Raw genomic sequence first — 25,640 nt, 5'->3', positions numbered from 1 at the left:
AGAAGGTCGGGACCTCAACCGAACGGTGTATCGATCGAAAGCGGCGGCGTGCTGAACCATTTCGGTCCGCGCTCGGTCATGTGGAAACAATCCTCCAGACGCACGCCGAACTTGCCCGGCAGATACAGCCCAGGCTCGTTCGAGAAACACATCCCCGGCGCCAGCGGCGTGGTTTCGCCATGTACAAGATTGACTGGCTCGTGCCCGTCCAGCCCGATGCCGTGGCCGGTGCGGTGCGACAGGCCCGGCAGCTGGTACCGCGGGCCATAGCCAAGGCTCTCATAATGCCGCCGCACGGCATCATCCACGCTTCCCGCCGGCACCCCGAGCTTGGCCGCGGCAAAGGCGGTCGCCTGGCCATCGCGCACATGCTCCCACACCCTGCGCTGCTCGGCGCTCGCGGTGCCGAACACGAAGGTGCGCGACACGTCGGACTGATAGCCCTGCACTGTGCATCCGCAATCCATCAGCACGATCTGCCCGTCCGCCACGATCTGTGGCGCGCGGCTGCCATGGGGATAGGCGGCCGCCTCGCCGATCAGAATCAACGCGAATTCCGGCTCGCCGCCCAGTTTTTCGGTCGCTGCGTTCATCAGCGCAGAGATATCGGCCGGCTTCATGCCCTTCTCGATCCGCGGATGGGTCCAGCGATAGGCAGCGATGGTAACGTCCGTCGCTGCCTGCATCAGCGCGATCTCGGGCGCCGTCTTGATCATCCGGCACCCGCGCACCACCGGATTGGCCGATACAAGCTTCACCCCCGGCAAGGCGCGAGCTAGCCCGTTCACCGCAAAATAGCGGACCGTCTCCTCGATTCCGATCGGCCGGCCGGCCAGCTTGCGATCCCGCAGGAACCCGGCGACCAGCGCCAGCGGATCCTCGTCCTCCTGCCACACCCGCACTTCCGCTGGCACGCCGAGCGTCTGGCGCACGGACGGTTCCTCGAAGAATGGCGTGACAATGCACGGATCGCCCTCGACCGGCAGCACCGCCGCTGTCAGCCGCTCGCTGCGGCCCCAGCGCACGCCGGTGAAATAGGTCAGCGACGATCCCGGCTCGATCAGCACCGCGCCGATGCCATTGGCCTTCATCAGCGCCTGCGCCCGGGCGGTTCGCACGCGGCGCTCGTCCGGGCCGATCGGTATGATGCCGGTGGTCAGATCGCTCAGCGCGGAGAGATCGGGCTCGGCCGCGCGCAGTATGGACGGCAGCGCGAGCAACGAAAGACCCGTTACAGCCCCGCCGAGCAACCCACGTTTCGTCACCAGCATGCCACGCCCTTTTCGAATGTTGCGCGGCGAGATAAGGCGCTTGACCGCGCCGCCGCAATCCCCTTCCCTGCCGCGCAAATCTCCAGGGACATCCACATGGCCAAGCGCCTCACGCTTTACATCCTGATCGGCCTGGTGCTCGGCCTGGCCGTCGGCTGGGGGCTGCATCTCGCGATCGACGACGGCACCCCGGCCTCGGCTGCGCAGCTGGAGGGCATCGCCGGCTATTTCTCGATCATCACCACTCTGTTCCTGCGCCTGATCAAGATGATCATCGCGCCCCTGGTCTTCTCGACCCTGGTCGTCGGCATCGCGCATATGGGCGATACCGGTGCGCTCGGCCGGGTCGGGCTGCGCTCGCTGGCCTGGTTCATCTGCGCCAGCCTGTTGTCGCTCACGCTCGGCATGATCCTCGTCAACCTGCTGCAGCCGGGCGTCGGGCTCGGTCTGGCGATCCCGCCCGCGACGGCGGACGCGGGCATCGTGAAGACGGCGTTCAACCTCAAGGATTTCGTCACCCACGTCGTGCCGTCCTCGATGATCGAGGCGATGTCGACCAACGAGATCATCCAGATCGTCGTCTTCTCGGTGTTCGTCGGCGTGGCGATCACAGCGGTTGGCGAGAAGGCCGCGCCGCTGGTCCGCGCGCTCGAGGGGCTGGTCGCGGTAATGCTGCAGATCACCAACTACGTCATGCGTTTCGCGCCGCTCGCTGTGTTCGCGGCGGTCGCCAGCACGCTGGCCGAGCGCGGCCCGGGCGTGCTCGCCGATCTCGGCTATTTTATCCTGACCTTCTATATCGGGCTGGTGCTGCTCTGGCTGCTGCTGATCGGGATCGGCTTCCTGTTCATCGGCAAGCGTACCGCGCTGCTCGTCCGCTATATCCGCGATCCGCTGATCCTCGCCTTCTCGACCGCGTCGTCCGAGGCCGCCTATCCCCGCACGCTGGAGGCGCTCGACCGGTTCGGCGTGCCGCCCAAGATCGGCAGTTTCGTGCTACCGCTCGGCTATTCGTTCAACCTCGACGGCTCGATGATGTACATGACGTTTGCGTCCCTGTTCATCGCCCAGGCCTATGGCATCCACCTGTCGTTCGGTGAGCAGGTCACCATGCTGCTGGTGCTGATGGTCACGTCGAAGGGCATTGCCGGGGTGCCGCGCGCCAGCCTGGTGGTGATCGCGGCGACCCTGGCATTGTTCAAGATTCCGGAGGCCGGCCTGTTACTGATCCTGGCAGTCGATCATTTCCTCGACATGGGGCGCTCAGCCACCAATGTCGTCGGCAACGCGATCGCGGCAAGCGTGGTCGCGAAATGGGAAGGCGATCTCGATCCCGTCGAGCCGCCCGATGTCGAGCCGCCGCACGCGCCGAGCCATGGGCTCAGCCCTCACGCATAGGCGTATGGCCCGCCCTTTGCCAACGCTGCCTGATAGGCAGGGCGGGCATGAATCTTGGCGAGCCATGCAATGGTGTGCGGCCGTGAGACGTTGAGCCCGGCACGGCCACGCGCTGCCTCGAGCGGGAAGCTCATCATGATGTCGGCAGCGGTCATTTCTTCGCCGGCGAACCAGGGGCGTCCGGCCAGCTCGGCCTCGACATAGTCGAGATGCACGTCGATCATCGGCTGGACGCGCTTCGCGGCCTTGCCGCCGAGCAGCGGGATGCGATTGACGACGAGCAGCACGAGCAGGGGCGGCATCAGCGACCCTTCGGCATAATGAAGGAATTGCCGGTAGCGCAGCACTGAATCGCGGTGCGCCAGCGGGCCGAGCCGGCCGTCGGCCTTCTCGACCAGATAGTCGATGATCGCGCCAGTCTCTGCGACGACCGTGGCGTCCTCCGTGTCCTCGATCACCGGCGACTTGCCGAGCGGGTGGACCTTTTTCAGCTCGGGCGGTGCGAGCATCGTCTCCTTGTTCCGCTCATAGCGCTTGACGACATAAGGCAGGCCGAGTTCCTCGAGCATCCACAGGATACGCTGCGACCGCGAATTCTCGAGATGGTGGACGATGATCGTCATCGAAGGAAATCCTCTCAGGCCATATTATGGGCGGAGCATAGCCATGCCGCCGCCGGGAAATCCACCGTATCGCCGGAACGACGCTGTTCGAGCACTGCGGTGACGCGCTCGACCATCGCTGTCCGTTCTCCGGGCGACGCCACCCGGAGAGCCCGCGCCGCCGGCCCGATCCGCTGGAGGAAGCCCAACGCGTCGGCCACCGGATCGCTCCCCTCCCCGACCCGATACGCGAAGTCGACTGGCGTGAAGTCGATTCCCGACCAACCGGCTTCGGTCAGCAGGCTGCGCACCAGCACCGGATCGGCGAAGGCGAAGGGCCCCGGCTCATAGCCGGACGGAACCGCCGGCAGCGCGCCATCGGCGGCGAGCACCGGCTCGGTCGCGAACGAATTGAGCGCCATCGCGCGGAAGCAGGAAAAGACCAGGCGCCCGCCCGGCGCTGCCGCGCGCCGCAGCGCGGCAAAGGCAATGACCGGATCGGGGAAGAACATCACGCCGTGGCGCGAGATCAGCAGGTCGACCGGCGCGGCCGCCGCGACCTGTTTTTCCGCCGCTCCCGCCACGAAGGACAGGTTCGGCAGCCCCTGCCCGCGTTCCGTGGCGATCCCGATCAGCGCCGGCGAAATGTCGATGCCGCGCACCTGCCGCTCGGGCAACGCCGCGGCGATCGCCAGGCTGGTGGTACCGGCCCCGCAGCCGATATCGACGATCGGCCCCGCCCCAGTCCCGGCATCGGTCGCGGCGGCGAGGATCGCCGCGTCGAGCGGGCCGGCGAGCCCGGCAAGGCTCCGGTCGGTGCGGCGCCATTCGTCGGCCCAGACATCGCCGATCGGGCCGGTCCAGTCGAATGCGGTGGTCATCTGCTGTCTCCGGCGCGAGAAGAAGGACTCATCCCTAGGCGTCGCTGTGACGTGAGACCAGAACCGGAACGAGACGCTCCCCGCAATATGAAAGGCCCGCCGTCGCGGGCGGGCCTTTCCGGGTTTTGCGACGGGGAACGCCGCGCGAAATGGGAGATCGAAAGAGGTCGTCTCAGAGCTCGTCGGTGTCGTCCTCGGGCTCCGGGCCGGCCATCATCTCTTCGGCGACCTTGTCGGTGCGGGCCCGGATCGCCTTTTCCAGGCGATCGGACATTTCCGGATTTTCCTTTAGGAACGTCTTCGAATTCTCGCGGCCCTGGCCGATGCGGACGCTGTCGTAGCTGAACCACGCGCCCGATTTCTCGACCAGCCCGGCCTTCACGCCGAGATCGAGGATCTCGCCGATCTTGGAGATGCCCTGGCCGTACATGATGTCGAACTCGACCTGCTTGAACGGCGGGGCGACCTTGTTCTTGACGACCTTCACCCGGGTGGTGTTGCCGATGATCTCCTCGCGGTCCTTGATCTGGCCGGTGCGGCGGATGTCGAGGCGGACCGAGGCGTAGAATTTCAGTGCATTGCCGCCCGTCGTCGTCTCCGGGTTGCCGTACATCACGCCGATCTTCATGCGCAGCTGGTTGATGAAGATCACCATGCAGCGCGAACGGCTGATCGATCCGGTCAGCTTACGCAGCGACTGCGACATCAGTCGTGCCTGCAGGCCGACATGGCTGTCGCCCATCTCGCCCTCGATTTCGGCGCGCGGCACCAGGGCCGCGACCGAATCGACCACCAGCACGTCGATCGCGTTGGAGCGGACGAGCGTATCGACGATCTCGAGCGCCTGCTCGCCGGTATCGGGCTGCGAGACGATCAGCTCGTCGATATTGACGCCCAGCTTCTTGGCATAGACCGGGTCGAGCGCATGCTCGGCGTCGACGAAGGCGGCGGTGCCGCCGCCGCGCTGCGCCTCGGCGATGACGTGGAGCGCGAGCGTCGTCTTGCCCGAGCTTTCCGGCCCGTAGATCTCGATTACGCGGCCGCGCGGCAGTCCGCCGACGCCGAGCGCGATGTCGAGCCCGAGCGAGCCGGTGGAGATGGATTCGACCTGCATGGTCTCCTTCGAGCCGAGCCGCATCGCGCTGCCCTTGCCGAAGGCGCGATCGATCTGCGCCAGGGCCGCCTCGAGCGCCTTGGCGCGCTCGCCGGATGCCTTTTCAGTCGCCTTGTCTGTGGATGCTGCCATTTTGCTGTCGATGACCTTCAAAGATACCGCCATTGGGAGCCTCCGTCGCTAGACCGTTCACGCCGTGCATTCAATGCGTGTTGGGAGCTTCGTATATGGTTTGTTCTCATAGAACAAGAGTGGAACAGAAATTTTTTTGACAGTCCTGCTCCAGATTGGGGTGCTGGCGAAAATGCCGCTTCCGTGACAGAAGCGCTGCGGAACTGCTGGAGGACTCGACCCATGGATTATTGGACGCAGGTCGAGCCATATTGGGACAGGATCAGCATCTATGACGGGCCCGCCCAATTCCTGGCCCAGTTCGCGCTGGTGCCGGAATCCATCGGTCATCTCTACGCATCGCATTTCGCCCAGAGCGAGATCTGCAACGGGGGCATGCACCAGCTCTTCTGGAATGATACCGGCGTGCTCGTTCCCGAAGCCATAGTGGGATTTCGCGCGCTGAAGCTCGATGTCCTTGCCGACGTGCTTGGCCAGGCGGCAAGCGCGTTCGGGCCCCTCTACCCGCGGGAATACCGGAAAAGGCGGGAGATGCTTGATACATGGACCTCCAATGTGTTCGAGAGCCTGGACGATATCTTCTTCGCCCATATGGATTCGATGGCGGAATCGAGCGGTTATGAGCGCGCGGCCGATGCCTATGCCGCTCGCCACGATACCCAGTAACCCGCCAAACTTCCCTTGCCGCGCCGCCCGCCCCGCGCAATGAAGCGGCATGACCAAGGACTTCATCGCCGGCCTGCCCAAGGCCGAACTCCACCTCCATATCGAGGGCAGCCTCGAGCCCGAGCTGATGTTCGCGCTCGCGAAGCGCAACGATGTGATCATCCCCTATGCCAGCGTCGAGGAAGTCCGCGCGGCCTATAATTTCTCGCGGCTGCAGGATTTCCTCGACATCTATTATGCCGGCGCCGCGGTGCTGCAGACCGAGCAGGATTTCCGCGATCTCGCCACGGCCTATTTCGATCGCGCGGCGGCCGACGGCGTCGTCCATGCCGAGATCTTCTTCGATCCGCAGACTCACACCGATCGCGGCATCGCCATCGGCACGGTAATCGAGGGCCTGCTCGCTGGCATGGCTGACGCAGAGGCGAAGCACGGCCTCACCGCCAAGCTCATTCTGTGCTTCCTGCGCCATCTCGACGAGGATGCCGCCTTCGCCACGCTCAGGGCGGCCGAACCGTGGCTCGACCGGATCGCCGGCGTAGGCCTCGATTCGTCGGAGCTCGGCCATCCGCCAGAAAAGTTCGCCCGTGTGTTCGCCGAAGCGCGGGCGCGGGGCCTGCGCCTCGTCGCCCATGCCGGCGAGGAAGGGCCGCCCGATTATGTCTATCAGGCGCTCGACATCCTGGGCGTCGACCGGCTCGATCACGGCAACCGCAGCCTGGAGGACCCGATCCTCACCGCGCGGCTGGCCCGCACCGGCATGACGCTGACCGTCTGCCCGCTATCCAACACCAAATTATGCGTGGTCGACGACATGGCCAATCACCCGATCGACCGGATGCTCAAGGTGGGCTTGCGCGCCACGATCAATTCCGACGACCCGGCCTATTTCGGCGGATATATCGCCGACAATTACCGCGCTGCCGCGGCCGGCCGCTCGCTCGACCGCGACGATCTGGCGCTGCTCGCGCGCAACAGCTTCCTCGGCTCCTTCCTGCCGGACGATGTGGTGGCGGCGCATCTCGCCCGGCTCGACGCCTATGTGGAGGCCAGCCGATGACCGTGTTCACCGATATCCCGCACGACGCGTTCGTCGCCGCGGTCCATGCACTCGCGCAGCAACTGGCGGACGATGTCTGGAAGCCCGATTTCATCATCGGCATCGGCCGCGGCGGGCTCGCCCCGGCAGTCTATCTCAGCCACGCGACCGGCCTGCCGATGCTGTCGGTCGATTATTCCAGTCAGGTGAAGGATTTCGCCGACGAGCCGCTGGTCAAGCTCGCCGGCCGCAGCCGCGCCGGCGAGCGGCTGCTGTTCCTCGACGACATCAACGATTCTGGCCGCACCATCGCGCATCTGCGTGGCGCGCTGCGGGCAGCTGAGGCAGTGCCGGGCAGCATCCGCTTCGCCACGCTGATCGACAATCTCAGCTCGGCCGAGCGCGTGGAATATTGCGCGCGCACGATCGACCGGACGGTGACCAAGGACTGGTTCGTGTTTCCGTGGGAAGCCGTCGCCCCGGCCGAGTCGCTGGCCGACGACGCCGCCGCAGTGCCGGAGCGCATCGCTTAAGCGAAAGCCCTTCCCATCGGCAGGGCGGACTACTTCAGCGAATCCAGCGCCTTCGATACCGCATCCATGGTGAACGGCTTGGGCAAAGTCGGCCGGTCGCGATAGGCTTCGGCCAGGCTGTCGCTCGATCCGCCGGTCGCCAGGATGAAGGGAATATTCTTCGCCGCCAGCGCCGCGGCGATCGGCCAGCTCTTCTCGCCGCCACGCAGGTTCACATCCAGGATCGCGGCGTCGATGCCCCCCGCCTCGACCAGCGCGAGCGCCTCGGCGACGTTGTCGGCCGAGCCGGCCAGCGTCTTGCCGAGCACGTCGAGGAAATCCTCGAGCATCATCGCGATCAGCGGCTCGTCTTCGACGATGAGGATGTTGGTCGGCACGGTCATCATCGCCCCATAATCGCGTCGGGGCATCACCGCCAAGTCATTTCGCAGCCAGCACGTCCCGCGCCGCCTCGGCGAGCTGCTGGACCGAAAAGGGTTTGGCAAGGAACGAAACATTGTCGAGGTCGATCGATCGGCGCAGCTGCTCCTCGGCATAGCCCGACATGAACAGGATCGGCAGGTCCGGATAGCGCGCGCGCACCTGCCGGACCATGGTCGGCCCGTCCATCACCGGCATGACCACGTCGGAGATCAGCAGGTCGGGCCGCTCGCTCTTGGCCAGCACGTCGAGTGCGACCTCGCCATTCTCGGCGGTCAGCACGCGGTATCCTTGGCGCGCCAGCGCGCGCTCGGCCACGGCGCGCACCATGTCCTCGTCCTCGACCAGCAGGATCGTGCCGGTGCCCCACAGGTCGCTCGGCTTGTCCTTCAGCTTCACCGGCGCCGGTTTGGGCGGCTGCGATGCGGTGTGGACCGGAAGATAGAGAGTGAACACCGCGCCCAGCCCGCGATTGTCGGCGAAGATATAGCCGCCCGATTGCTTGACGATGCCGTACACGGTCGACAGGCCCAGCCCGGTGCCCTTGCCGATATCCTTGGTGGTGAAAAAGGGCTCGAAGATCTTGGGCAATATCTCGGGCGAGATGCCGCCGCCGGTATCGGCCACCTCGAGCGCGATATAATCGGCGACGGGCAGGATGTCGGATCCCATGCGGCGCACGTCCGCCGCCGATACCGCCATGGTCTGAATGGAAAGCTCCCCGCCCCCGCGCGGGTCCTTCGCCAGCATCGCATCGCGCGCATTCACCGCGAGGTTGACGACGACCTGCTCGAGCTGCCCCGGATCGGCGCGCACCGGCCCCAGGTTGCGGCCATGCTTGACGGTCAGCGTCACCGTCTCGCCGAGCAGCCGCTTGAGCAGGTTCGACACCTCGGAGATCACGTCGGGCAGCTGCAGCACCTGCGGCACCAGGGTCTGCTGGCGCGAAAAGGCGAGCAGCTGGCGAGTCAGGCTCGCCGCGCGGTTGGAATTGGCGCGGATCTGCTGGATGTCGTCATAATCGCTGTCGCCGGGCGAATGGCGCATCAGCATCAGGTCGCAATGCCCGATGATCGCGGTCAGGATATTGTTGAAATCATGCGCCACGCCGCCGGCGAGCTGGCCGACCGCCTGCATCTTGGTCGCCTGCGCGACCTCCCGCTTCAGCCGGGTCTCCTCGCTATTGTCCTTCAGGCTGAGCAGCACCGCGGCATCGCCCAGCCCGCGCCCGCCGGCGATCGAAAGCGCGACCGGCTCGTCGGGATGATCCTTCAGCCGCACCGCCAGGTCAGTGGAATGCGTGGCGCCATTGGCGAAGCGGCGGATGGCGTCGGCCACCACGCCCTTGTCCTCGCGCACCAGCAGGTCGCCCGGGTACAGCGGCGGCGCGACCGGATCGACCTGCGCCGCGCGGGCGAAGGCGTCGTTCATCTGCAGGAAGCGGCCGTCGCGATCGACCAATGCGATGCCGAACGGCATCAGCGACACCAGGCTGCGGACATGCGCGCTGGCGCTCACGCCGATCGCCGGTTCGCTCGCCCCGCCCTCCTCGTCGAGCAAAGCGACCAGCATCGGCGCATCCTCGCCGTCGAGGAACGGAATCTGCAGCACCCGCAAGGCATTGCCGGTCAGCCCCTCGCGCTCGAACCGGACCAGACCGCGGCTGTCGGTGATCAGGAAACGCGCAAAATCGCGGCCGGCCACTGCGCTGTCGTCATAGCCCATGGCGCGGGCGCGCAGCACGCGGTTGGCGACGCGGATGCGCCCGTCCGGGTTGATCAGCGCGACCATGATTCCCGCCGCGGCCAGCCGGTCGCCGGTCGGTCCGCCGATCACCGCCTCGACCGTGGCCGCCAGGTCGAGCGCCTCGGCGCCGCGGAAGCGCCACACCAGCAGGTCGTCATCGGCCCCTGCCCGCTCGATCTCGGCCTCGAGCGGCGTGCCGCGCGCGACCAGCCTCGCGACTGCGGCGGCGCCGTCGCGCCACGCGGTCCGGCCCGCGGCGCTCAGGTCGGCCTTGCCCGCTTCGTCGACCGGCAGACCGGGGGGCGTCGGGAACCCGGCGAACAAGGTTTCGTAGCGGTCATTGGCGCATATCAGCCGCCCGGCGCGATCGGTGATCGCGATCGCTTCCGAGCTGTTCGCCGCCAGCGTGCGCGCGACGCTCCAGTCCGGCTCGGCGCTCTCGGCCCGGCCCGGCGGGAACAGCCGGCGGAACAGGATCAGAGCACCCGCGATGACCAGCGCGGTGGCGAAAAAGGCGGCCGCCAGCGTCAGATCGCCCAGCACGCCGAGGATCAGCAGCGCCGCCGCCGCCCCGCATGCGATCGCAATCAGCGCCGCGCCGCGCACGGGCGACAGCGTCGACGCGGAGGAAACGGGAAAGCTCGCCATTAACGATCGTCTTGGGCCCCACGCGCGGGCCGTCAAGGGTCAAAGGGCAGGTTTTTCACGCTTTCCGGCGCGATCTGCCTGCCCCAGGACGCTACCAGATGCGCACGCGCTGCGCCGGCGCCAGGTACAGCGTCTCCCCTTCCGCCGGCTTGAAGGCGTCGTACCAGGGATCGAGATTGCGCACGATCCAGGCGCGTTGCTGCGACGGAGCGTGCGGATCGGTCTTCAGGCGCTGGATCATGTCGGCTTCGCGATAGCTGCGCCGCCACACCTGCGCCCAGCCGAGATAGAAGCGCTGGTCGCCCGTCGTGCCGTCGATCACCGGCGCCGGCTTGCCGCCGAGCGAAGCGTGATAGGCATCATAAGCGGCGTTCAGCCCGGCGAGATCGGCAGTGTTCTCGCCCAAGGTCAGCTCACCGTTGAGCTTGCGACCGGGCAACGGCTCGTAGGCATTATATTGTGCGACAAGTTTGCCGGTCAGCGCATTGAAATTGCTGACGTCCTGCGGCGTCCACCAGGTGACGAGCCGTCCCTTCAGGTCGAATTTCGCGCCCTGGTCGTCGAAATGATGGCTCATCTCATGTCCGATCACCGCGCCGATGCCGCCATAATTCACCGCCGGATCGGCATTGGGATCGAAGAATGGCGGCTGCAGGATCGCCGCCGGGAAAGTGATAGCGACCAGCCCGAAATTGGCCTGGGCGTTCACCGTCATCGGCGCCATGCCCCATTCCCAGCGGTAGATCGGCTGGCCGAGCTTCCCGGCATTGTAGCGATGCGACCATTGATTGGCGCGCAGCGTGTTGCCGAACGCATCGCCCGGCACGATCTGCAGCGAACCATAATCGCGCCACTGATCGGGATAGCCGATGCGCGGCGTGAAGGCAGCGAGCTTTGCATGCGCCTTGATCTTGGTTTCGGGCGTCATCCAGTCGAGCTTGTCGATGCGCGCGTTCATCGCATCGATCACGTTCTTCACCAGCGCGTCGGCGGCCGCCTTGGTCTCGGGCGGGAAATAGCGCGCGACGTAGAGCTTGCTGACTTCGTCGGTCAGGATGCCGCTGGTGTAATCCACGCCCCGCTTCCACCGCTCCGGCTGCTCGGGCGTGCCGGACAGCACCGTGCTGTACATCGCGAAGCGCTCGGTATCGAACGCCGCCGGCAACACCGGCGCGAAGCTGTCGAGCGAACGCAGCAGCAACTGGTCGCGCAGCACGCCGATCGGCGTCTTGCGGATCAGCGCGGCGATGCCGGTGATCGCACTCGGCTGGCCGACGATCACCTGGTCGGATGGGATGCCAATGCCCTTGAAATAGGTCGCGAAATCGAATCCCGGCGCAATCCGCGCAAATTCGGTAACGGCCATCTTGTTATAGGTCTTGTCGGCGTCGCGGCTTTGCGTGCGGGTCCAGCTCACCTTGGCGATGGCGGTCTCGAACGCCACGATCGCCTGTGCCCGCGCCGCTGCATCGGGCTCGCCCGCCAAAGTGAACATTCTGGCGATATGCGCCTGATAGGCCGCCTTGGCCGCGGCCAGCTTGGCATCCTCGGGCGACAGATAGAAATCGCGGTCGGGCAACCCCAGCCCGGCCTGGCCCATCTGCAGCGCATAGCGCTCCGGATCCTTGGAATCCTGCCCGACCCCGGCGCCGAACGGCACGTTCAGTCCGTTGACATCGGCCTCGGCGACCAGCGCCGCATAGCCCGCCCGGCTGGTCACGCCCTTGATCCGGTCGAGCCACGGCTTGATCGGCGCCAGGCCCTTCGCCTCGATCGCCGCCGTATCGAGATAGGCGGCATAGGCCGCGCCGATCTTCGATTCCGGCCGGGCCTGCTCGCCCTCCAGGATCGTACGGGTCCGCTCGCGCGACAGGTCCTGCAGCACGTCGAACGCGCCGCTATTGGCTTTGTCCGGCGGGATCGGCGTGTTCCGCGCCCAGGTCCCGTTGACGTAGCTGTAGAAATCGTTCCCGGGCAGGATGCTGCGGTCCATGCCCGCTATATCGACTCCGTAATCGCCAAAGGTCGGCTTGGGCGCCGGCGGCGCCGGCACGGCCGCAACCGGTGGCTCGGCTGGTGGCGGCGGCGCGGTGGTGGAACAGCTGGCGAGCATCGTCGCCGATAGCAGCAGCAGGGCAAGGGGGGATTTGGGCATGACGCGTCTTTCCGAAAACCGGTTAAGCGCCGTGTTCTAATCCGATAACACGCCCCGTCAATTTTGGGCCGTCAATGTCCGTGGCGGCAGCCGGTCATTTCGGCCGCCCGTGCTTCCGTGCCCGCCATTTGCGCGCGATCCACCAACGCCAGCCGAGCGCCGCGGCGAAATAGCCGACGACCGACAGCGTCAGCGTGATGATGAACAGGCCGACCACCGTCGCCGGCCCCGCCGTCGAGAGCAGCCAGTGCAGCCAGCCGGAATTGGCCGCGACCTGCGTGGCGAGCGGCGCGCCCGGCACGTGCGAATCGAGATGCAGCGTCCACTTGCCGATCCAGTACGCCGCGACCCACAAGGGCGGCGTCGTGAACGGGTTGGTGATGAACGTCATTGCCGCCGCGGTCGGGATGTTCGCCCGGATCGGCAGCGCGAGCAGCGCCGAAAAAGCGATCTGCGCGACCGGGAACAAGATGCCCGTCACCATGCCCAGCGCCACGCCGCGCGGCACGGATCGGCGGGTAAAGCGCCACAATTCGGGCGCCAGCACGCGGTGCGCGACCGGCCGGAGCAGACGGTTCTGCTCCATGCTCTCGCGCGTCGGCATAGTGCGCCGCCACCAGTCGGTGACGCGCTGCAGGAGGCCCGGCTTTTCAGCCACGATCACGCATGATCCTTCCCTGCTCGCGCTTCCAGTCGCGCTCCTTGATCGTTGCGCGCTTGTCGTGATCCTTCTTGCCCTTGGCCAGGGCCAGCTCGACCTTGGCCCGGCCCTTCGAGTTGAAGTAGATCATCAGTGGCACCAGGGTCATGCCCTCGCGCGCCACGGCACCATGCATCTTGTTGATCTCGCGCTCGTGCAGCAGCAATTTGCGCGCCCGCTTCGGCTCATGGTTGAAGCGGTTGCCATGGCTGAATTCGGGCACGTTCGAATTGATCAGCCAGACCTGCCCGTCCTTCACCTCGGCATAGCTCTCGGCGATCGATCCGGTGCCGCTGCGCAGCGACTTCACCTCGGTGCCGGTCAGCGCGATCCCCGCCTCGTACACCGTGTCGATCGCATAATCGAACCGCGCGCGCCGGTTCTCGGCAACGATCTTGGTTTTCTCGAAGGTCGGGGGCTTTGGGCGGGACATCGGACGGGCGATGTAGGCGCTCCGCGCGCAGAACGAAAGCGGGCTTCGCGCTGGTCGCGTCGCATTTCCGTCACTTCGTCGATGGGGCGGCATCTCGCGGCTCGCCGTCGGCGAGAATGGCCTTTGCCCGCGACGTCAACGCAATGCTCTTCGGCAGAAGCTCCAGAGTCGCTCTGGCCAGCTTTTGGGTCCCGACATTGGCCATCAGCGTCAGCGCTTCGCCGCGGAACCGCATCTCGATGTTCACCGTGGCCCAGGCAGTGCGCACATCGATCCGCTCGATGTCGGAAAACGGGCGTTCGCGCAGCTTGATCACCCGATATCTCACGCCCGACGGGAGGATGACGAGCGACGGCGCTGCGTTGTTGCTCGCCACGGCGAACCACCAGGGCAACCCGCGAATACCGATGAATGCGGCGATCACAGGGATCGCCCTGCCGCCGTCCGCGGCAAGGTCGATCACGCCGCGGCCAGCGCGCGCATATCGCACCCGCGCTGATCGGTAGACGGCGTAACCGATCGCACCAATGAGAGTCAGCGGCAACAAACCGCCGATAATACCTAAAAATACGTCCATTATTTCGTCAGTCTCCGCAGCCTTAAACGGCGGCACGTCATGCGATGCATCTCTTCCTACGCAGCTTGCGCTACCGCATCCAGCGGCAACCGGGTCCGGTCGCCTCGACCTGAAGCCATTCCAGCGCTGTCGCAGCTTAGATCTTGTTCGCCTGGAAGGCCCTTGCGAAAAACCGGCTCGCTGGCGACCCCGGCGAAGCGCTGGTATAGGCAGGCTCCGCCTCCCGACCGGGAAACTTGGCACGGAAACACGAAGACAATGCACGACGCCGAGCATCTTGCGCGCGAGTTCTTCCGTCGGGTCTGGAGCCCGCCCCATGATCTGAGCGCCATCGATGAACTGATGACGGAGGACTACCGCATCACCGCGGCAGGGAACGTCGTGGAAGGGCGTGACGCCTTCAAGGCGTGGGTCGCCGCGATGCAACGGCTGGTCAAAGACGCGACCAATGAACATCTCGAGATATTCACCAACGGCGCTGGCGATCGGGTCGTCTCGCGCTGGGTGACGCGCGGATATAATGAAGGAATGTTCGGCCTGCCCGCGCGAGGGGAAGCCGTCGAATTCTCCGGCATTGCCATCTGGCGCGTGGCAGACGGGCGTCTCGCCGAATGCTGGGTCGAGAGAAGCGCTTTTGAACTCTACGATCGCCTGCGGGGCAGCCAATCCTGAAGCACCCTTAACCTCGCCGCAACACAAGCTGGCCGACTAAGGCGGAACAAGGGGAATCGTACATGCGTCGCAACCATCTGCTCCGGGACGAAACCGCCGCCACCGCCATCGAATACGGCCTCATTGCCGCGCTGATCGCGGTCGCCTGCATCATGGCGTTCCAGGCGCTCGGGCTCAGCCTCGTCAATATTTTCGAGACCGCGACCAATGCGATGGCGGGGCGCTGACGCCGCGCTTACGGTGCCGGGCGTTCCACCCCCTGTCCGTACCTGATCAGCTTTCAAGCCAGCATGTAGCGTTTAACGCCCCGCCCGCCGCACGGCCGCTGGCCTGAGCCAGAAAGCTTTGGCGGATGCCTCCAGCGCCAGCCTGCCTGGAAGCGGGAACGCCAGACCGGGCCTGAACTGGCGGCAAACCTTGCACGCGCGCCATATCCTCGCGGTTGGATGATCGCGACTCCACACCCGGCGCACACGCGCCGCGCGTTCCTATTTGCCCAACACGCCGCCCAAATGCTCGGCCAGGCGGATCGAAAAGGTAATGATCGAGAAGGTGGGATTGGAGATTCCGGACGATGCGAACACCGATGACCCGGCGACATACAGATTGTCGAGCGAATGCACCTTGAGATTGGCATCGACCACACCCTGGGTCGGGTCGGACGACATGCGTGTCGTGCCGATATGGTGCCCGTTGACGATCAGCTGGTCCTTCACGCTTTGCCATGAAGGGAAACGGACATCGCCGTTAAGGCTGTTGACGGCGGCTTTGAACATCTGGGTCGACTGGGTGTAGGTCGCCTCGTCCGTGTCGCTGAGCAGCCAGGTGATATGAGTCTGCTGCTGGCCGAAGACCGGGTCGACCGTGTTGGCCAGCGTGACCCGACTGTCGGGATTCGGCGCCATTTCGAAATAATAGCGGCTGCCGCCGGCCCAGAACCAGCAACTCCCGATTCCCCGTGCGCGCTGTTCGTCCGCGCTGGGCGAAAATCGCCCAGTGACCGTCACGCCATTCTCGTCCTGCCACCGGATCGGGCGGGCACCGGAAAGCGTATCGCCGTTCATCAGCCTCGTCTGGGCTTCGGTCAGATAGGGTTTGGTGACGGAGATGACGCTGTTGGCCGACAGCGGATGGCAGAGGAAATAGCGGCCGACCTGATCATGCTCGTTGCCGGCATTGGAAAGCAGCAGCCGGCGGGCATTGTCGACCGCACCGCACGCCAGCACGAAGACATCGGCCTTGATAGTGAAATGAGTCGCCTTTTGCGGCGGTACCTGATCGTCCATGCTGGCGACGCTCAACGCGTTGACGCTGCCTTGCGCGTGGTCGATGTCGAGCAGGCTGGCGTTGAGGATCACGTCGACCGGGCTCTCTCCGATGGTGATTCCGTCGAACGTCCTTGTCGCGAAATTCAGGTAATTCGCGCCGATGAACTGGTATATATCGGTATCGAAACCGGCGAGCAGGGGAACATCGGCCCCCAGGACTTTCGCCCAATAATTGGCCGTGAAATCCGCGCCGTGCAGTTTGCAGAAGGCCGCCGCCTCCGCATAATAGGGATCGAGGTCAGCGCGGCTGATCGGCCAGCCGGGGAAACCAGGACGCTTCTCGAAGTCGATCGGATCGAGCGGCCGGGACTGGCCGCCCCAATGCGCCGACGTACCGCCATAAATTCGCTCACGCTCCCAGGCGCTGTTGCTCTGCCCGAAATAGGGCTGGATCAGGAATTCGGGTTCGTTGGTCGAGAACAGGCCGTCGGCCACTCCCTGGTAGAGCAGGGTCTTGTCCGGCCAGCTCGCCTTCATCCCGGCGGTGCGATAATCGCGGCTTCCTTCGATCAGAGTGACCTTCACGCCGGCCTGTTGGAGGTGCCAGGCCGCCGTGATTCCAGCTGGGCCGGATCCGACGATGCACACCTCGGTCGACACGACGGTGCCGTCGGCGATATCCTTGCCGTTTCTGATCATGGCTCGCTCCTCAACTTTTCTCCAGAATAATATTGCCGATATTTTGGAGTCAATATTTACTAATATTAATGTTTTGAGGGCTTTGATCAATTATCGGAGATTTTATAATCTTAATCGCAATGCTATCCGATTGATAGCGGCGGGAATATGGGAAAATACTTGTAACCGGATTTAAAGGTATCGGTAAAACATTGTTGCTTTGAATGGTTGAATTGCATCGGGCTTCGGCGCTATCTTTTTTTACCGTCAATGCCGACCGTGAAACCAGCGTGTCCCATCATAGGGGCGAGGAACGCATGGACGCCGCGCGACCACCCTCCGCGAAATGTCCGCCTTCCATCCGTCTATCTCCGTTCACGGCTCCGGAGACGAACGCGTCATACCGCCCCACCGTCGCGACGAGGGCATGATCGGGCAGAGCCGCACAATCCTGGACCTGCGGCGTTCCGCGAGCAACGGGCCCGCCGATTCAATCCGGCCTCGTTTCGTGCTGAACTCCCAGGATTCCCGGCTCACCCAGGCACCGCCCTCTCTCGCGCGAAGAAACCATCATGAAGAACCCGAAGGACTCCGAAAATGCGTCGCGTAAAGCGTCAGCCGCCGCCGGCCAGCACCGCTCCCACACTGCGATATCGCCCCGGCACGACCCCGTTCCAAAGACGCGCGACGTATTCGATCAGGCACCGTCGCATCGCGACAGAACGGCGCGAGTCAGTGCGATGCTTTCTCATAAATCGGCAACTATGTACAAAATACCTGTGCTCCGATCTGCGCCACGGAGATTGCCGGATTTCCCGTGCCAGCCACACGGAAATCGGATTTTCTGTCGTCTTGCTTGCGGCTTCGGATGGGCACATCGCAAAAAACGGGTCGACGTGGCCTCACAAAATGGATTCTTTACTGGTGAGTTTTCCGACAGGCGATCGCGTTTTACTTCGTTCTTCTTCGGTTGGGGATCTGCGCCGCCCTCGCCTCCCGGCCGCCTAAGCGCGGTGCCTCGCCTCACCGGCGCCCGAACAGCTTCTCGATATCGCCATGCGCCAGCTTCACCCAGGTCGGTCGGCCATGGTTGCACTGGCCCGAATGGGGCGTGATCTCCATCTCGCGCAGCAATGCGTTCATCTCGGTAACCGAGAGGATGCGGCCGGCGCGGACCGATCCGTGGCACGCCATGGTCGCCGCGACATGATCGAGCCGCTCCTTCAGGCTCAGCGCTTCGTCGAACGCGGCGAGTTCGTCGCCGAGGTCGGTCACCAGCCCGGTGACGTCCCCCTGCCCCAGCATCGCCGGCACCGCACGCACCAGCATCGCGCGCGGGCCGAAGCGTTCGAGATCGAGCCCGAACTCGGTCAGCTCGGCAGCGCGCGCCTCGAGCCGGTCGCACGCCGGCTCGTCGAGTTCGACCACCTCGGGCAGCAGCAGCGCCTGCGACGCGACGCCGCCATTGGCCATCGCCTTGCGCATCCGTTCGAGCACCAGCCGCTCATGCGCGGCATGCTGGTCGACCAGCACCAGCCCGTCCTCGGCCTCGGCGACGATATAGGTCTTGGCCACCTGGCCGCGCGCCACGCCCAGCGGGAAGGCGATGGTATCGGGCGGCGGCGCGTAGGCGGCTTCGGCCCGCGCCATCGGCGGCGCGATGAAGTGCTCGCGACGGTCGAACACCGCGTGCCGGCTCTCGGGCCGCGGGGCCTCCCATTGCCCTTCGCCCCAAAGGTTGGGCGTGGGCGGCGCGGCCGGCTCCTGCTGCCACGCAGCCAGCGCGCTTTCGCTCGGGCGCTGCACGCTGCGATGACCCGCTTCGTCGAGCGCGCGCTTCAACCCGCTGACGATCATGCCGCGCACCATCGCTGGCTCGCGAAAGCGAACCTCGGTCTTGGCCGGGTGCACGTTCACGTCGACCATGTCGGCCGGCACGTCGAGGAACAAAGCGACCACGGCATGCCGGTCGCGCGCGAGCAGTTCGGCATAGGCGCCGCGCACCGCGCCGACGAGCAGCCGGTCCTTCACCGGTCGGCCGTTGACGAACAGATATTGGTGGTCGGCCACGCCGCGATTGAAGGTCGGCAGCCCGGCAATGCCGCCGAGCCGCAGCCCTTCGCGCTCCAGGTCGATCGGCACGCCATTGTCTATCAGCGCCCGGTCGGTCAGCGCCGCGACCCGGTCGGGCAGGCTCTCCCCCGCCGATACCGACAGCGAACGCCGGCCGTCATGCTCCAGGTTGAAAGCGATGTCGGGCCGCGCCATCGCCAGCCGGCGGACCACGTCGAGGCTGGCGGCATATTCCGACCGGGCCGAGCGCAGGAACTTGCGCCGCGCCGGCACCCGCTCGAACAGCGCCTCGACGCGCACCCGCGTGCCGGGCGGGATCGCGGCGGGGCCTTCCGATACTATGGCACCGTTATCGACGGTGCGCGCCCAGCCTTCGCTTCCGCGCACCCGGCTTTCCAGCGTCAGGCGCGCGACGCTCGCGATCGAGGGCAACGCCTCGCCGCGAAATCCCAACGTGACGACGTTCTCGATCGCTTCATCGGGCAGCTTGGAGGTGGCGTGCCTTTCGAGCGCGAGCGCCATGTCGGCGGGGCTCATCCCGCACCCGTCATCCGTCACTTCGATCAGGTCGGTGCCACCCCCGACGAGGCGAATCGCGATGCGTCCGGCGCCAGCGTCGATCGCGTTTTCTACCAGTTCCTTCAACGCGCTGGCGGGGCGTTCCACCACTTCACCGGCAGCGATGCGATTGACGAGATGTTCAGGAAGGCGGCGTATTGACATGAATGATGCTCTAGCCCAAGCGACGGCATCCCGCGACCCGCATCTACTCGGCAACCAGAGCGTGGAATTTCCAGCTCTGGCCGGGGCAGTCTTTGATGAAGGGTTGGGGCGGTGCGAACTGCCGGAGCGTAAAGCAGCCGGCCTGGAACGGAACGATAAATGGCCTTCTTCTCGCGTTTCTTCAGACTCATGTCGCACGATATGGCGATCGACCTCGGGACCGCGAACACGGTCGTCTACCTGCGCGGACGCGGCATCGTCCTCAACGAACCCTCGGTCGTCGCGGTGGAAACGATCAACGGCGTCAAGCGCGTCAAGGCCGTCGGCGACGACGCGAAGCTGATGATGGGCAAGACCCCCGACAGCATCCAGGCGATCCGCCCGCTGCGCGACGGCGTCATCGCCGACATCGACGTCGCCGAGCAGATGATCAAGCACTTCATCCACAAGGTCCATGGCGGGCAGCGGCGCTTCATGCGCTGGCCGCAGATCGTGATCTGCGTGCCGTCGGGCTCGACCTCGGTCGAGCGCCGCGCGATCCGCGATGCCGCGTCCAACGCCGGTGCCTCGCAGGTCTGGCTGATCGAGGAGCCGATGGCGGCCGCGATCGGCGCCGACATGCCCGTGACCGAGCCGATCGGCTCGATGGTCGTCGATATCGGTGGCGGCACGACGGAAGTCGCCGTGCTCTCGCTGCGCGGCCTAGCCTACACCACTTCGGTCCGCGTCGGCGGCGACAAGATGGACGAGGCGATCGTCTCGTACGTCCGCCGCAACCACAACCTGCTGATCGGCGATTCGACCGCTGAGCGCATCAAGCAGGAAGTCGGCGTGGCGAAGCCGCCACCAGACGGCATCGGCCTGACCATCCACGTCAAGGGCCGCGATCTGGTCAACGGCGTGCCGAAGGAGATCCAGATCAACCAGGGCCAGATCGCCGAGGCACTCTCGGAACCGGTTGGCCAGATCGTCGAAGGCGTGCGCATCGCGCTCGAGAACACGGCGCCGGAACTGGCGGCCGACATCGTCGACCAGGGCATCGTGCTCACCGGCGGCGGCGCTCTGCTGAAGGGCATCGACGAGGTCCTGCGCGACGAGACCGGCCTGCCCGTCACGATCGCCGACGATCCGCTGACCTGCGTTGCGCTCGGCACCGGCCGTGCGCTCGAGGATCCGATGTTCCGCGGTGTCCTGCACAGCGCCTGATCGTTTGTCGAAGCTGCGGTGCCGCCGGCCGGCACCGATTCTTCTTTGAGGGGGAATATGGCGCCGTCTCGAAATCGGCGTCCGGGCTTTTCACGGCGGGCGCAGTACAGCCAATTCCTGGCATATGTGTTGGCTGTAGCGGGCGCGCTGATCGGCGCGGTCCTGCTCGCCCTCGCGACGCTCGATCCGCCGGCCTTCGCGGCGCTGCGGTCGACCGTGGCCGTGGTGACCACCCCCGTCTCCTCCGGCATCGCCGCGATCGGCCGCGGCGTCGCCGCGATCCCCGCCTCGATCTCCGATCACTTCGCGGTCCGCCAGGAGAACGCCGCGCTCCGCAAGGAACTGGCCGCCAATCGGGCGATGCTGATGCGCGCGCGCACCCTGTCCTACGACAATCGCCGCCTGCAGGCACTGCTGCGAATCCGCGAGCGCACGGCCACACCGGTGATCGCGGCGCGGCTGGTCAGTTCGTCGGCGTCGAGCACGCGGCGCTTCGCCGTGCTCAATGCCGGCTCCTGGCACGGCGTGAAGCCGGGGCAGCCGGTGCGTGGACCGGACGGCCTGATCGGCCGCATCCTCGAAACCGGGCCGAACACCGCCCGGGTGCTGCTGCTGTCCGATCCTGAGAGCATCGTGCCGGTGCGCCGCACCCGCGATGGCCTGCCCGCGCTCGCCGCCGGGCGCGGCGACGGGTTGCTCGACATCCGCTCGGCATCGCTCGCCAATGTCGGATTCGAGCCGGGCGACGTCTTCGTGACCTCGGGCATCGGCGGCATTTATGCGCCCAACATCCCGGTTGCGCGCGTGCTCAAGCGCGCCCGCGATACCGCACTGGCCCGCACCTTCGCGCAACCCGACACGCTCGATTTCGCGCTCGTCCAGCAGGCCTTCATGCCGGATGTGGCCACCCCGGCCACCCCGGCGCCATGAGGGAGCCGACCCGCGGCCCCTTCGATGCCGCGCCCCCGCGCGTCGCGGTGCGGCTGCTGCCAGCCGTTTCGGTCGTGCTCGCGTCGCTGGTGACGACCTGGCCGTTCATCGCGAGCTTCCCCTTCCTGCCCCCGCTCGGCCTGATGATGTTGCTCGCCTGGCGGCTCAGCCGGGCCGACGTCTTCGCGATCTGGGCGCCACTGCCGCTCGGCCTCTTCGACGATCTGGTGAGCGGCCAGCCGCTCGGCAACGCGATGCTGCTCTGGACCTTGTGCTTCTTCATGATCGACCTGATCGACCAGCGACTGGTGTTCCGCGATTTCTGGCAGGACTGGCTGATCGCGACCGGCTCGATCGGGTTCTGTCTCATTGCCGGGCGACTCATCGCGGCGCCGCTCGGCGCGCATGTCGATACCGTGCTATTACTCCAGATCGTGATTTCAGCGATGCTCTTCCCCTTGGTTGCCCGGCTCTGTGCGTGGCTCGATCGCAAGCGACAGGGCGCATGAAAGAGGGTCCGCGCCTGAACCCGTCGACCCGCATGGTTACCGAGGCCAGCCAGGCCTACAGCTTCTCGCGCCGCGCGCTGGTGCTTGGCGCCGGCCAGGCCGCGGTCGGCCTGTTGCTCGCCGGGCGCATGACCTGGCTCGCGGTGGCCGAGAACGAGCATTATAGCCTGCTCTCCGAGAGCAACCGCGTGAACATGACGCTGGTGCCGCCCCGGCGCGGCTGGATCGTCGACCGCAACGGCGTGCCGATCGCCAACAACCGCACCGATTTCCGCGTCGACATCATCCCCGACCGGCTCGAGGACAAGGATCGCACGCTCGCCCTGCTGCGCGAGATCCTCGGCCTGCCGCCCGAAGAGATGAACCGCATCCTGACCGACCTGAAGCATGCGGCGGGATTCCAGCCGGTCCAGGTCGCTGAAAACCTCGACCTGGAACGTTTTGCTGCGGTCAGCGTGCGCCTCCCCGAGCTACCCGGCGTAGCGCCTTCACGCGGTTTCGCGCGGAGCTATCCGGGCGGCGCCGCCGTCGCCCATCTGACCGGCTATGTCGGCGCGGCCTCGGCCGAACAATATCAGAAGACCAAGGATCCGCTGATGGTCACCCCCGGCTTCAAGCTGGGCAAGGACGGCCTCGAAAAGACGCTCGAGAAGGAACTGCGCGGCGCCCCCGGGGCGAAGCGCGTGGAGGTTACCGCGCGCGGCAAGCTGGTCCGCGAACTCGCGACCCGGCCCGACGCGCCCGGCAAGACCGCTCGGCTGACGATCGACGCCGGGCTGCAGGAATATGCCGCGCGGCGCCTCGGCACCAATTCGGGATCTGCGGTGGTGATGGATTGCCACACCGGCGAACTGCTCGCGATGGTGTCCATGCCGGCCTATGACCCCAACAGCTTTTCCGACGGGATCAGCCATCTCGAATGGAAGATGCTGTCCGACGACGATCACGTGCCGTTGATGAACAAGGTGCTGCAGGGCCTGTATCCGCCCGGCTCCACCGTCAAGCCGATGAACGCCCTCGCCCTGCTCGAGGCCGGGGTTCATCCGGATCAGTCGGTGAATTGCTCCGGCGCGCTCAGGGTCGGCAACGGCACCTTCCATTGCTGGAAACGCGGCGGGCATGGCGGCGTCAACATGCGCCGCGCCGTGGCGCAAAGCTGCGACATCTATTTCTATCAGATGGCGCGCGACATCGGATACGACCGCATCGCGCCGGTCGCCCGAAAGGTCGGCCTGGGCGAAAAATATGATCTGCCCTTCGGATCGCAGCGGTACGGCACGGTCCCCGATCCCACCTGGAAGCTCAAGCGGTACAAGCAGGACTGGACGGTCGCGGATTCGCTCAACGCGTCGATCGGCCAGGGCTATGTCCTCGCCAACCCGCTGCAGCTTGCGGTGATGGCGGCGCGCATCGCGTCGGGCCGCGCGCTTCAGCCGAGCATCCTGATCGACAAGGTCCATCCCGCGGCCGCGCTCGATGTGGCCCCCGAACATCTCGACATCGTGCGCGACGCGATGTTCGCCGTGGTCAACGACGGCGGCACCGGCGGCGCGTCGCGGCTGCAGATCCCGGGCATGGCTATTTCCGGCAAGACCGGGACCGCGCAGGTCCGACGCATTACGATGGCGGAGCGGCGCAGCGGCGTGCTCAACAATGCGCAATTGCCCTTCAAGATGCGTGACCACGCGCTGTTCATCTGCTTCGCGCCGTCGGACAAGCCACGCTATGCCGCAGCGATCGTGCTCGAGCACAACGCCCATCTCATCCGCAACCTCGACACGCCGATGATCGGGCGCGATATCCTGACTTATCTGCTCGATCGCGAACGCGCGCTGAAGTCGCTTGCGGAGGTCGAGCCGACGTGGGGCGGCGATATCCCTACGCGGATGACCGCCCAGGCCACGGCCTATCGCGCCGCCGCGAATGCGCCGCCGCCGACGGTGGGCGCGGCAACCGAACTCAACGCCACCGCGGCCACGGATGCTCCGGCGGTCGAAGCAGCGACCAGCGCCGCCGACGCCAGCGCCGAAGCGCTGGCCAACGCCACCGCCGCCGGCGCCGGCGTCGCCGAAACCGGCTCGACGGAGCGCGAACAGTGAGCGGCCTGAACTTTGTCCCCGAGCCGCTCGCGCAACTGCCGTGGAAGATCATCCTGCTGGTGCTGGCGATCGGCTGTTTCGGGTTGCTGGTGCTCTATTCGGCGGCGGGTGGCAGCCTGCGGCCCTGGGCGATGATCCAGGGCATCCGCTTTTTCGTCTTCCTGGCCGGCGCGGTCGTGCTCTCGCGGGTCCGTGAATCGATGTGGCAGGCGTTGGCCATCCCCGCCTATGTCGCGCTGGTGATCATGCTCGTCCTCGTCGAGCTGATCGGCGCGGTGCGCGGCGGCGGACAGCGCTGGCTCGATCTCGGCATAATCCGGTTGCAGCCGTCCGAACTGATGAAGGTCTTCATCGTCCTCGCGACTGCGCGGTTCTACCATGCCCTGCCGCCCAACGAGACGCGGCGCTTCTCCGCGATCTGGCCGGCCTGCGTGCTGATCCTGGTTCCCGCCGGCCTGGTGCTGACTCAGCCCGATCTCGGCACGGCGACGATGATCACGGTGGGTGGCATCACGGTGATGTTCCTGGCCGGCGTGCCGCTCAGGCTGTTCATCGGCGGCGCACTCGCGCTGGGCGCCGCGATCCCGCTTGCGGTGAACTTCGTGCTGCATGGCTATCAACGCAACCGCATCCTCGTCTTCCTCGATCCGGAAAGCGATCCGCTCGGCATCGGCTATCATATCAGCCAGTCGAAGATCGCGATCGGATCGGGCGGCATCTTCGGCAAGGGCTTCCTCAACGGTACCCAGAGCCATCTCGATTACCTTCCCGAGGGCCATACCGATTTCGCGCTGGCGACGATGATGGAGGAATGGGGTCTGGTCGGTGGCATCCTGCTGATCATCGCCTTCTTCATCATCATCCAGTGGGGCATCACGGTGGCGCTCCGCGCGCAGACCCGCTTCGCCCGCCTGACCGCGGCCGGCATCGCCACGACGATCTTCTTCTATGTGGCGATCAACATGGCCATGGTAATGGGCCTGGCGCCGGTCGTGGGCGTCCCCCTGCCCCTGATCAGCTTCGGCGGATCGTCCCAGATGACGATCATGCTGTGCATCGGAATCCTCATGTCGATCGATCGCCAGAACCGCCAAACGACGCGCTGGTAGGGCGCGGGCAAAAAAAGGGTTTGCATCTCCGGCGACCGGTGCTAACCGGCGCCCTCCC

General features: G+C 65.8%; 23 protein-coding genes. 11 read left to right on the top strand and 12 right to left on the bottom strand.

The features are described from left to right. Positions 1-14: 14 nt before the first annotated feature. On the bottom strand, positions 15-1,271 hold the full coding sequence (locus tag U1769_RS17385; RefSeq protein ID WP_332718494.1) for a M24 family metallopeptidase: 1,257 nt from the start codon (positions 1,269-1,271) through the stop codon (positions 15-17). Positions 1,272-1,367: 96 nt separating this feature from the next. Between U1769_RS17385 and U1769_RS17380 the strand changes: the two genes are divergently transcribed. Beyond that, positions 1,368-2,669: a dicarboxylate/amino acid:cation symporter gene (locus tag U1769_RS17380; RefSeq protein WP_332718491.1), complete on the top strand. Its 1,302-nt coding sequence runs from the start codon at positions 1,368-1,370 to the stop codon at positions 2,667-2,669. On the opposite strand, the gene U1769_RS17375 is transcribed toward U1769_RS17380, so the two are convergent. From U1769_RS17375 to recA, 3 genes are all read right to left on the bottom strand, one after another. Further along, positions 2,660-3,292: a glutathione S-transferase family protein gene (locus U1769_RS17375; protein ID WP_332718489.1), complete on the bottom strand. Its 633-nt coding sequence runs from the start codon at positions 3,290-3,292 to the stop codon at positions 2,660-2,662. The two genes, U1769_RS17380 and U1769_RS17375, sit on opposite strands and share 10 nt — an antisense overlap. A 14-nt stretch (positions 3,293-3,306) precedes the next feature. Further along, a complete protein-coding gene (locus U1769_RS17370) occupies positions 3,307-4,152 on the bottom strand; it encodes a class I SAM-dependent methyltransferase (protein WP_332718487.1) in 846 nt (281 codons plus the stop codon). Between the two features lie 172 nt (positions 4,153-4,324). Next, on the bottom strand, positions 4,325-5,398 hold the full coding sequence (gene recA, locus U1769_RS17365) for a recombinase RecA (RefSeq protein ID WP_332718486.1): 1,074 nt from the start codon (positions 5,396-5,398) through the stop codon (positions 4,325-4,327). Positions 5,399-5,620: 222 nt separating this feature from the next. Between recA and U1769_RS17360 the strand changes: the two genes are divergently transcribed. The 3 genes from U1769_RS17360 to U1769_RS17350 are packed head-to-tail and all read left to right on the top strand — an operon-like array spanning position 5,621 to position 7,636. Beyond that, positions 5,621-6,064, top strand: a complete 444-nt coding sequence (locus U1769_RS17360) for a DMP19 family protein (protein WP_332718484.1) — start codon at positions 5,621-5,623, stop codon at positions 6,062-6,064. A 49-nt stretch (positions 6,065-6,113) separates the two neighbouring features. Further along, the gene (locus U1769_RS17355; RefSeq protein WP_332718481.1) at positions 6,114-7,124 is read left to right on the top strand and encodes an adenosine deaminase; all 1,011 of its coding nucleotides are present in this window, start codon (positions 6,114-6,116) and stop codon (positions 7,122-7,124) included. Next, positions 7,121-7,636: a phosphoribosyltransferase gene (locus U1769_RS17350; RefSeq protein ID WP_332718479.1), complete on the top strand. Its 516-nt coding sequence runs from the start codon at positions 7,121-7,123 to the stop codon at positions 7,634-7,636. The genes U1769_RS17355 and U1769_RS17350 overlap by 4 nt, the downstream gene beginning before the upstream one ends. 29 nt (positions 7,637-7,665) lie before the next feature. Here the strand turns inward: U1769_RS17350 and U1769_RS17345 are convergent, their stop codons facing one another. The 6 genes from U1769_RS17345 to U1769_RS17320 form a co-directional block, all read right to left on the bottom strand. Then, positions 7,666-8,019, bottom strand: coding sequence for a response regulator (locus U1769_RS17345; RefSeq protein WP_332718751.1), 354 nt, complete (start codon positions 8,017-8,019; stop codon positions 7,666-7,668). Between the two features lie 37 nt (positions 8,020-8,056). Beyond that, a complete protein-coding gene (locus U1769_RS17340) occupies positions 8,057-10,450 on the bottom strand; it encodes a hybrid sensor histidine kinase/response regulator (protein ID WP_332718477.1) in 2,394 nt (797 codons plus the stop codon). 91 nt (positions 10,451-10,541) lie between these two features. Further along, entirely contained in the window at positions 10,542-12,605 is a 2,064-nt protein-coding gene (locus tag U1769_RS17335) for a M13 family metallopeptidase (protein ID WP_332718475.1), read from the bottom strand. Between the two features lie 94 nt (positions 12,606-12,699). Next, positions 12,700-13,209 carry a DUF2062 domain-containing protein gene (locus U1769_RS17330; protein WP_332718749.1) on the bottom strand — a complete coding sequence of 170 codons (510 nt, stop codon included), beginning with the start codon at positions 13,207-13,209 and terminating at the stop codon, positions 12,700-12,702. Positions 13,210-13,255: 46 nt separating this feature from the next. Continuing rightward, complete coding sequence (gene smpB, locus U1769_RS17325) at positions 13,256-13,738, bottom strand: SsrA-binding protein SmpB (RefSeq protein WP_332718473.1); 483 nt, start codon at positions 13,736-13,738, stop codon at positions 13,256-13,258. 70 nt (positions 13,739-13,808) lie between these two features. After that, complete coding sequence (locus U1769_RS17320) at positions 13,809-14,351, bottom strand: hypothetical protein (RefSeq protein WP_332718470.1); 543 nt, start codon at positions 14,349-14,351, stop codon at positions 13,809-13,811. Between the two features lie 222 nt (positions 14,352-14,573). Here U1769_RS17320 and U1769_RS17315 point away from each other — a divergent pair, with 222 nt between their 5' ends. After that, positions 14,574-14,987, top strand: coding sequence for an ester cyclase (locus U1769_RS17315; protein WP_332718468.1), 414 nt, complete (start codon positions 14,574-14,576; stop codon positions 14,985-14,987). 62 nt (positions 14,988-15,049) lie between these two features. Next, positions 15,050-15,214, top strand: a complete 165-nt coding sequence (locus U1769_RS17310; RefSeq protein ID WP_332718466.1) for a Flp family type IVb pilin — start codon at positions 15,050-15,052, stop codon at positions 15,212-15,214. Between the two features lie 261 nt (positions 15,215-15,475). Here the strand turns inward: U1769_RS17310 and U1769_RS17305 are convergent, their stop codons facing one another. Beyond that, positions 15,476-16,954, bottom strand: a complete 1,479-nt coding sequence (locus U1769_RS17305; protein WP_332718464.1) for an FAD-dependent oxidoreductase — start codon at positions 16,952-16,954, stop codon at positions 15,476-15,478. A 1,002-nt stretch (positions 16,955-17,956) separates the two neighbouring features. Further along, positions 17,957-19,729, bottom strand: coding sequence for a DNA mismatch repair endonuclease MutL (gene mutL / locus U1769_RS17300; protein WP_332718462.1), 1,773 nt, complete (start codon positions 19,727-19,729; stop codon positions 17,957-17,959). Between the two features lie 159 nt (positions 19,730-19,888). On the opposite strand from mutL, the gene U1769_RS17295 reads away from it, so the two are divergent. The 5 genes from U1769_RS17295 to rodA all read left to right on the top strand — a co-directional run bounded on the left by U1769_RS17295 (position 19,889) and on the right by rodA (position 25,582). Continuing rightward, positions 19,889-20,935 carry a rod shape-determining protein gene (locus tag U1769_RS17295; RefSeq protein WP_332718460.1) on the top strand — a complete coding sequence of 349 codons (1,047 nt, stop codon included), beginning with the start codon at positions 19,889-19,891 and terminating at the stop codon, positions 20,933-20,935. Positions 20,936-21,061: 126 nt separating this feature from the next. Next, positions 21,062-21,865 carry a rod shape-determining protein MreC gene (gene mreC, locus U1769_RS17290; protein ID WP_443030390.1) on the top strand — a complete coding sequence of 268 codons (804 nt, stop codon included), beginning with the start codon at positions 21,062-21,064 and terminating at the stop codon, positions 21,863-21,865. Continuing rightward, positions 21,862-22,374 carry a rod shape-determining protein MreD gene (gene mreD, locus U1769_RS17285; protein ID WP_332718456.1) on the top strand — a complete coding sequence of 171 codons (513 nt, stop codon included), beginning with the start codon at positions 21,862-21,864 and terminating at the stop codon, positions 22,372-22,374. The genes mreC and mreD overlap by 4 nt, the downstream gene beginning before the upstream one ends. Beyond that, positions 22,371-24,473 carry a penicillin-binding protein 2 gene (mrdA, locus tag U1769_RS17280; protein WP_332718454.1) on the top strand — a complete coding sequence of 701 codons (2,103 nt, stop codon included), beginning with the start codon at positions 22,371-22,373 and terminating at the stop codon, positions 24,471-24,473. Before mreD ends, mrdA begins: the two co-directional genes overlap by 4 nt. Beyond that, positions 24,470-25,582 (top strand): rod shape-determining protein RodA, encoded by a 1,113-nt coding sequence (gene rodA, locus U1769_RS17275; protein ID WP_332718452.1) that lies wholly within the window; start codon positions 24,470-24,472, stop codon positions 25,580-25,582. Before mrdA ends, rodA begins: the two co-directional genes overlap by 4 nt. Positions 25,583-25,640 lie beyond the last annotated feature (58 nt).

The organism is Parasphingomonas zepuensis (assembly GCF_036663735.1).
In the GTDB taxonomy this organism is placed as follows: Bacteria; Pseudomonadota; Alphaproteobacteria; order Sphingomonadales; family Sphingomonadaceae; genus Sphingomonas.
The sequence above is the reverse complement of the archived record's forward strand: the minus strand, read 5'-3'. Positions and strand labels throughout refer to the sequence as shown.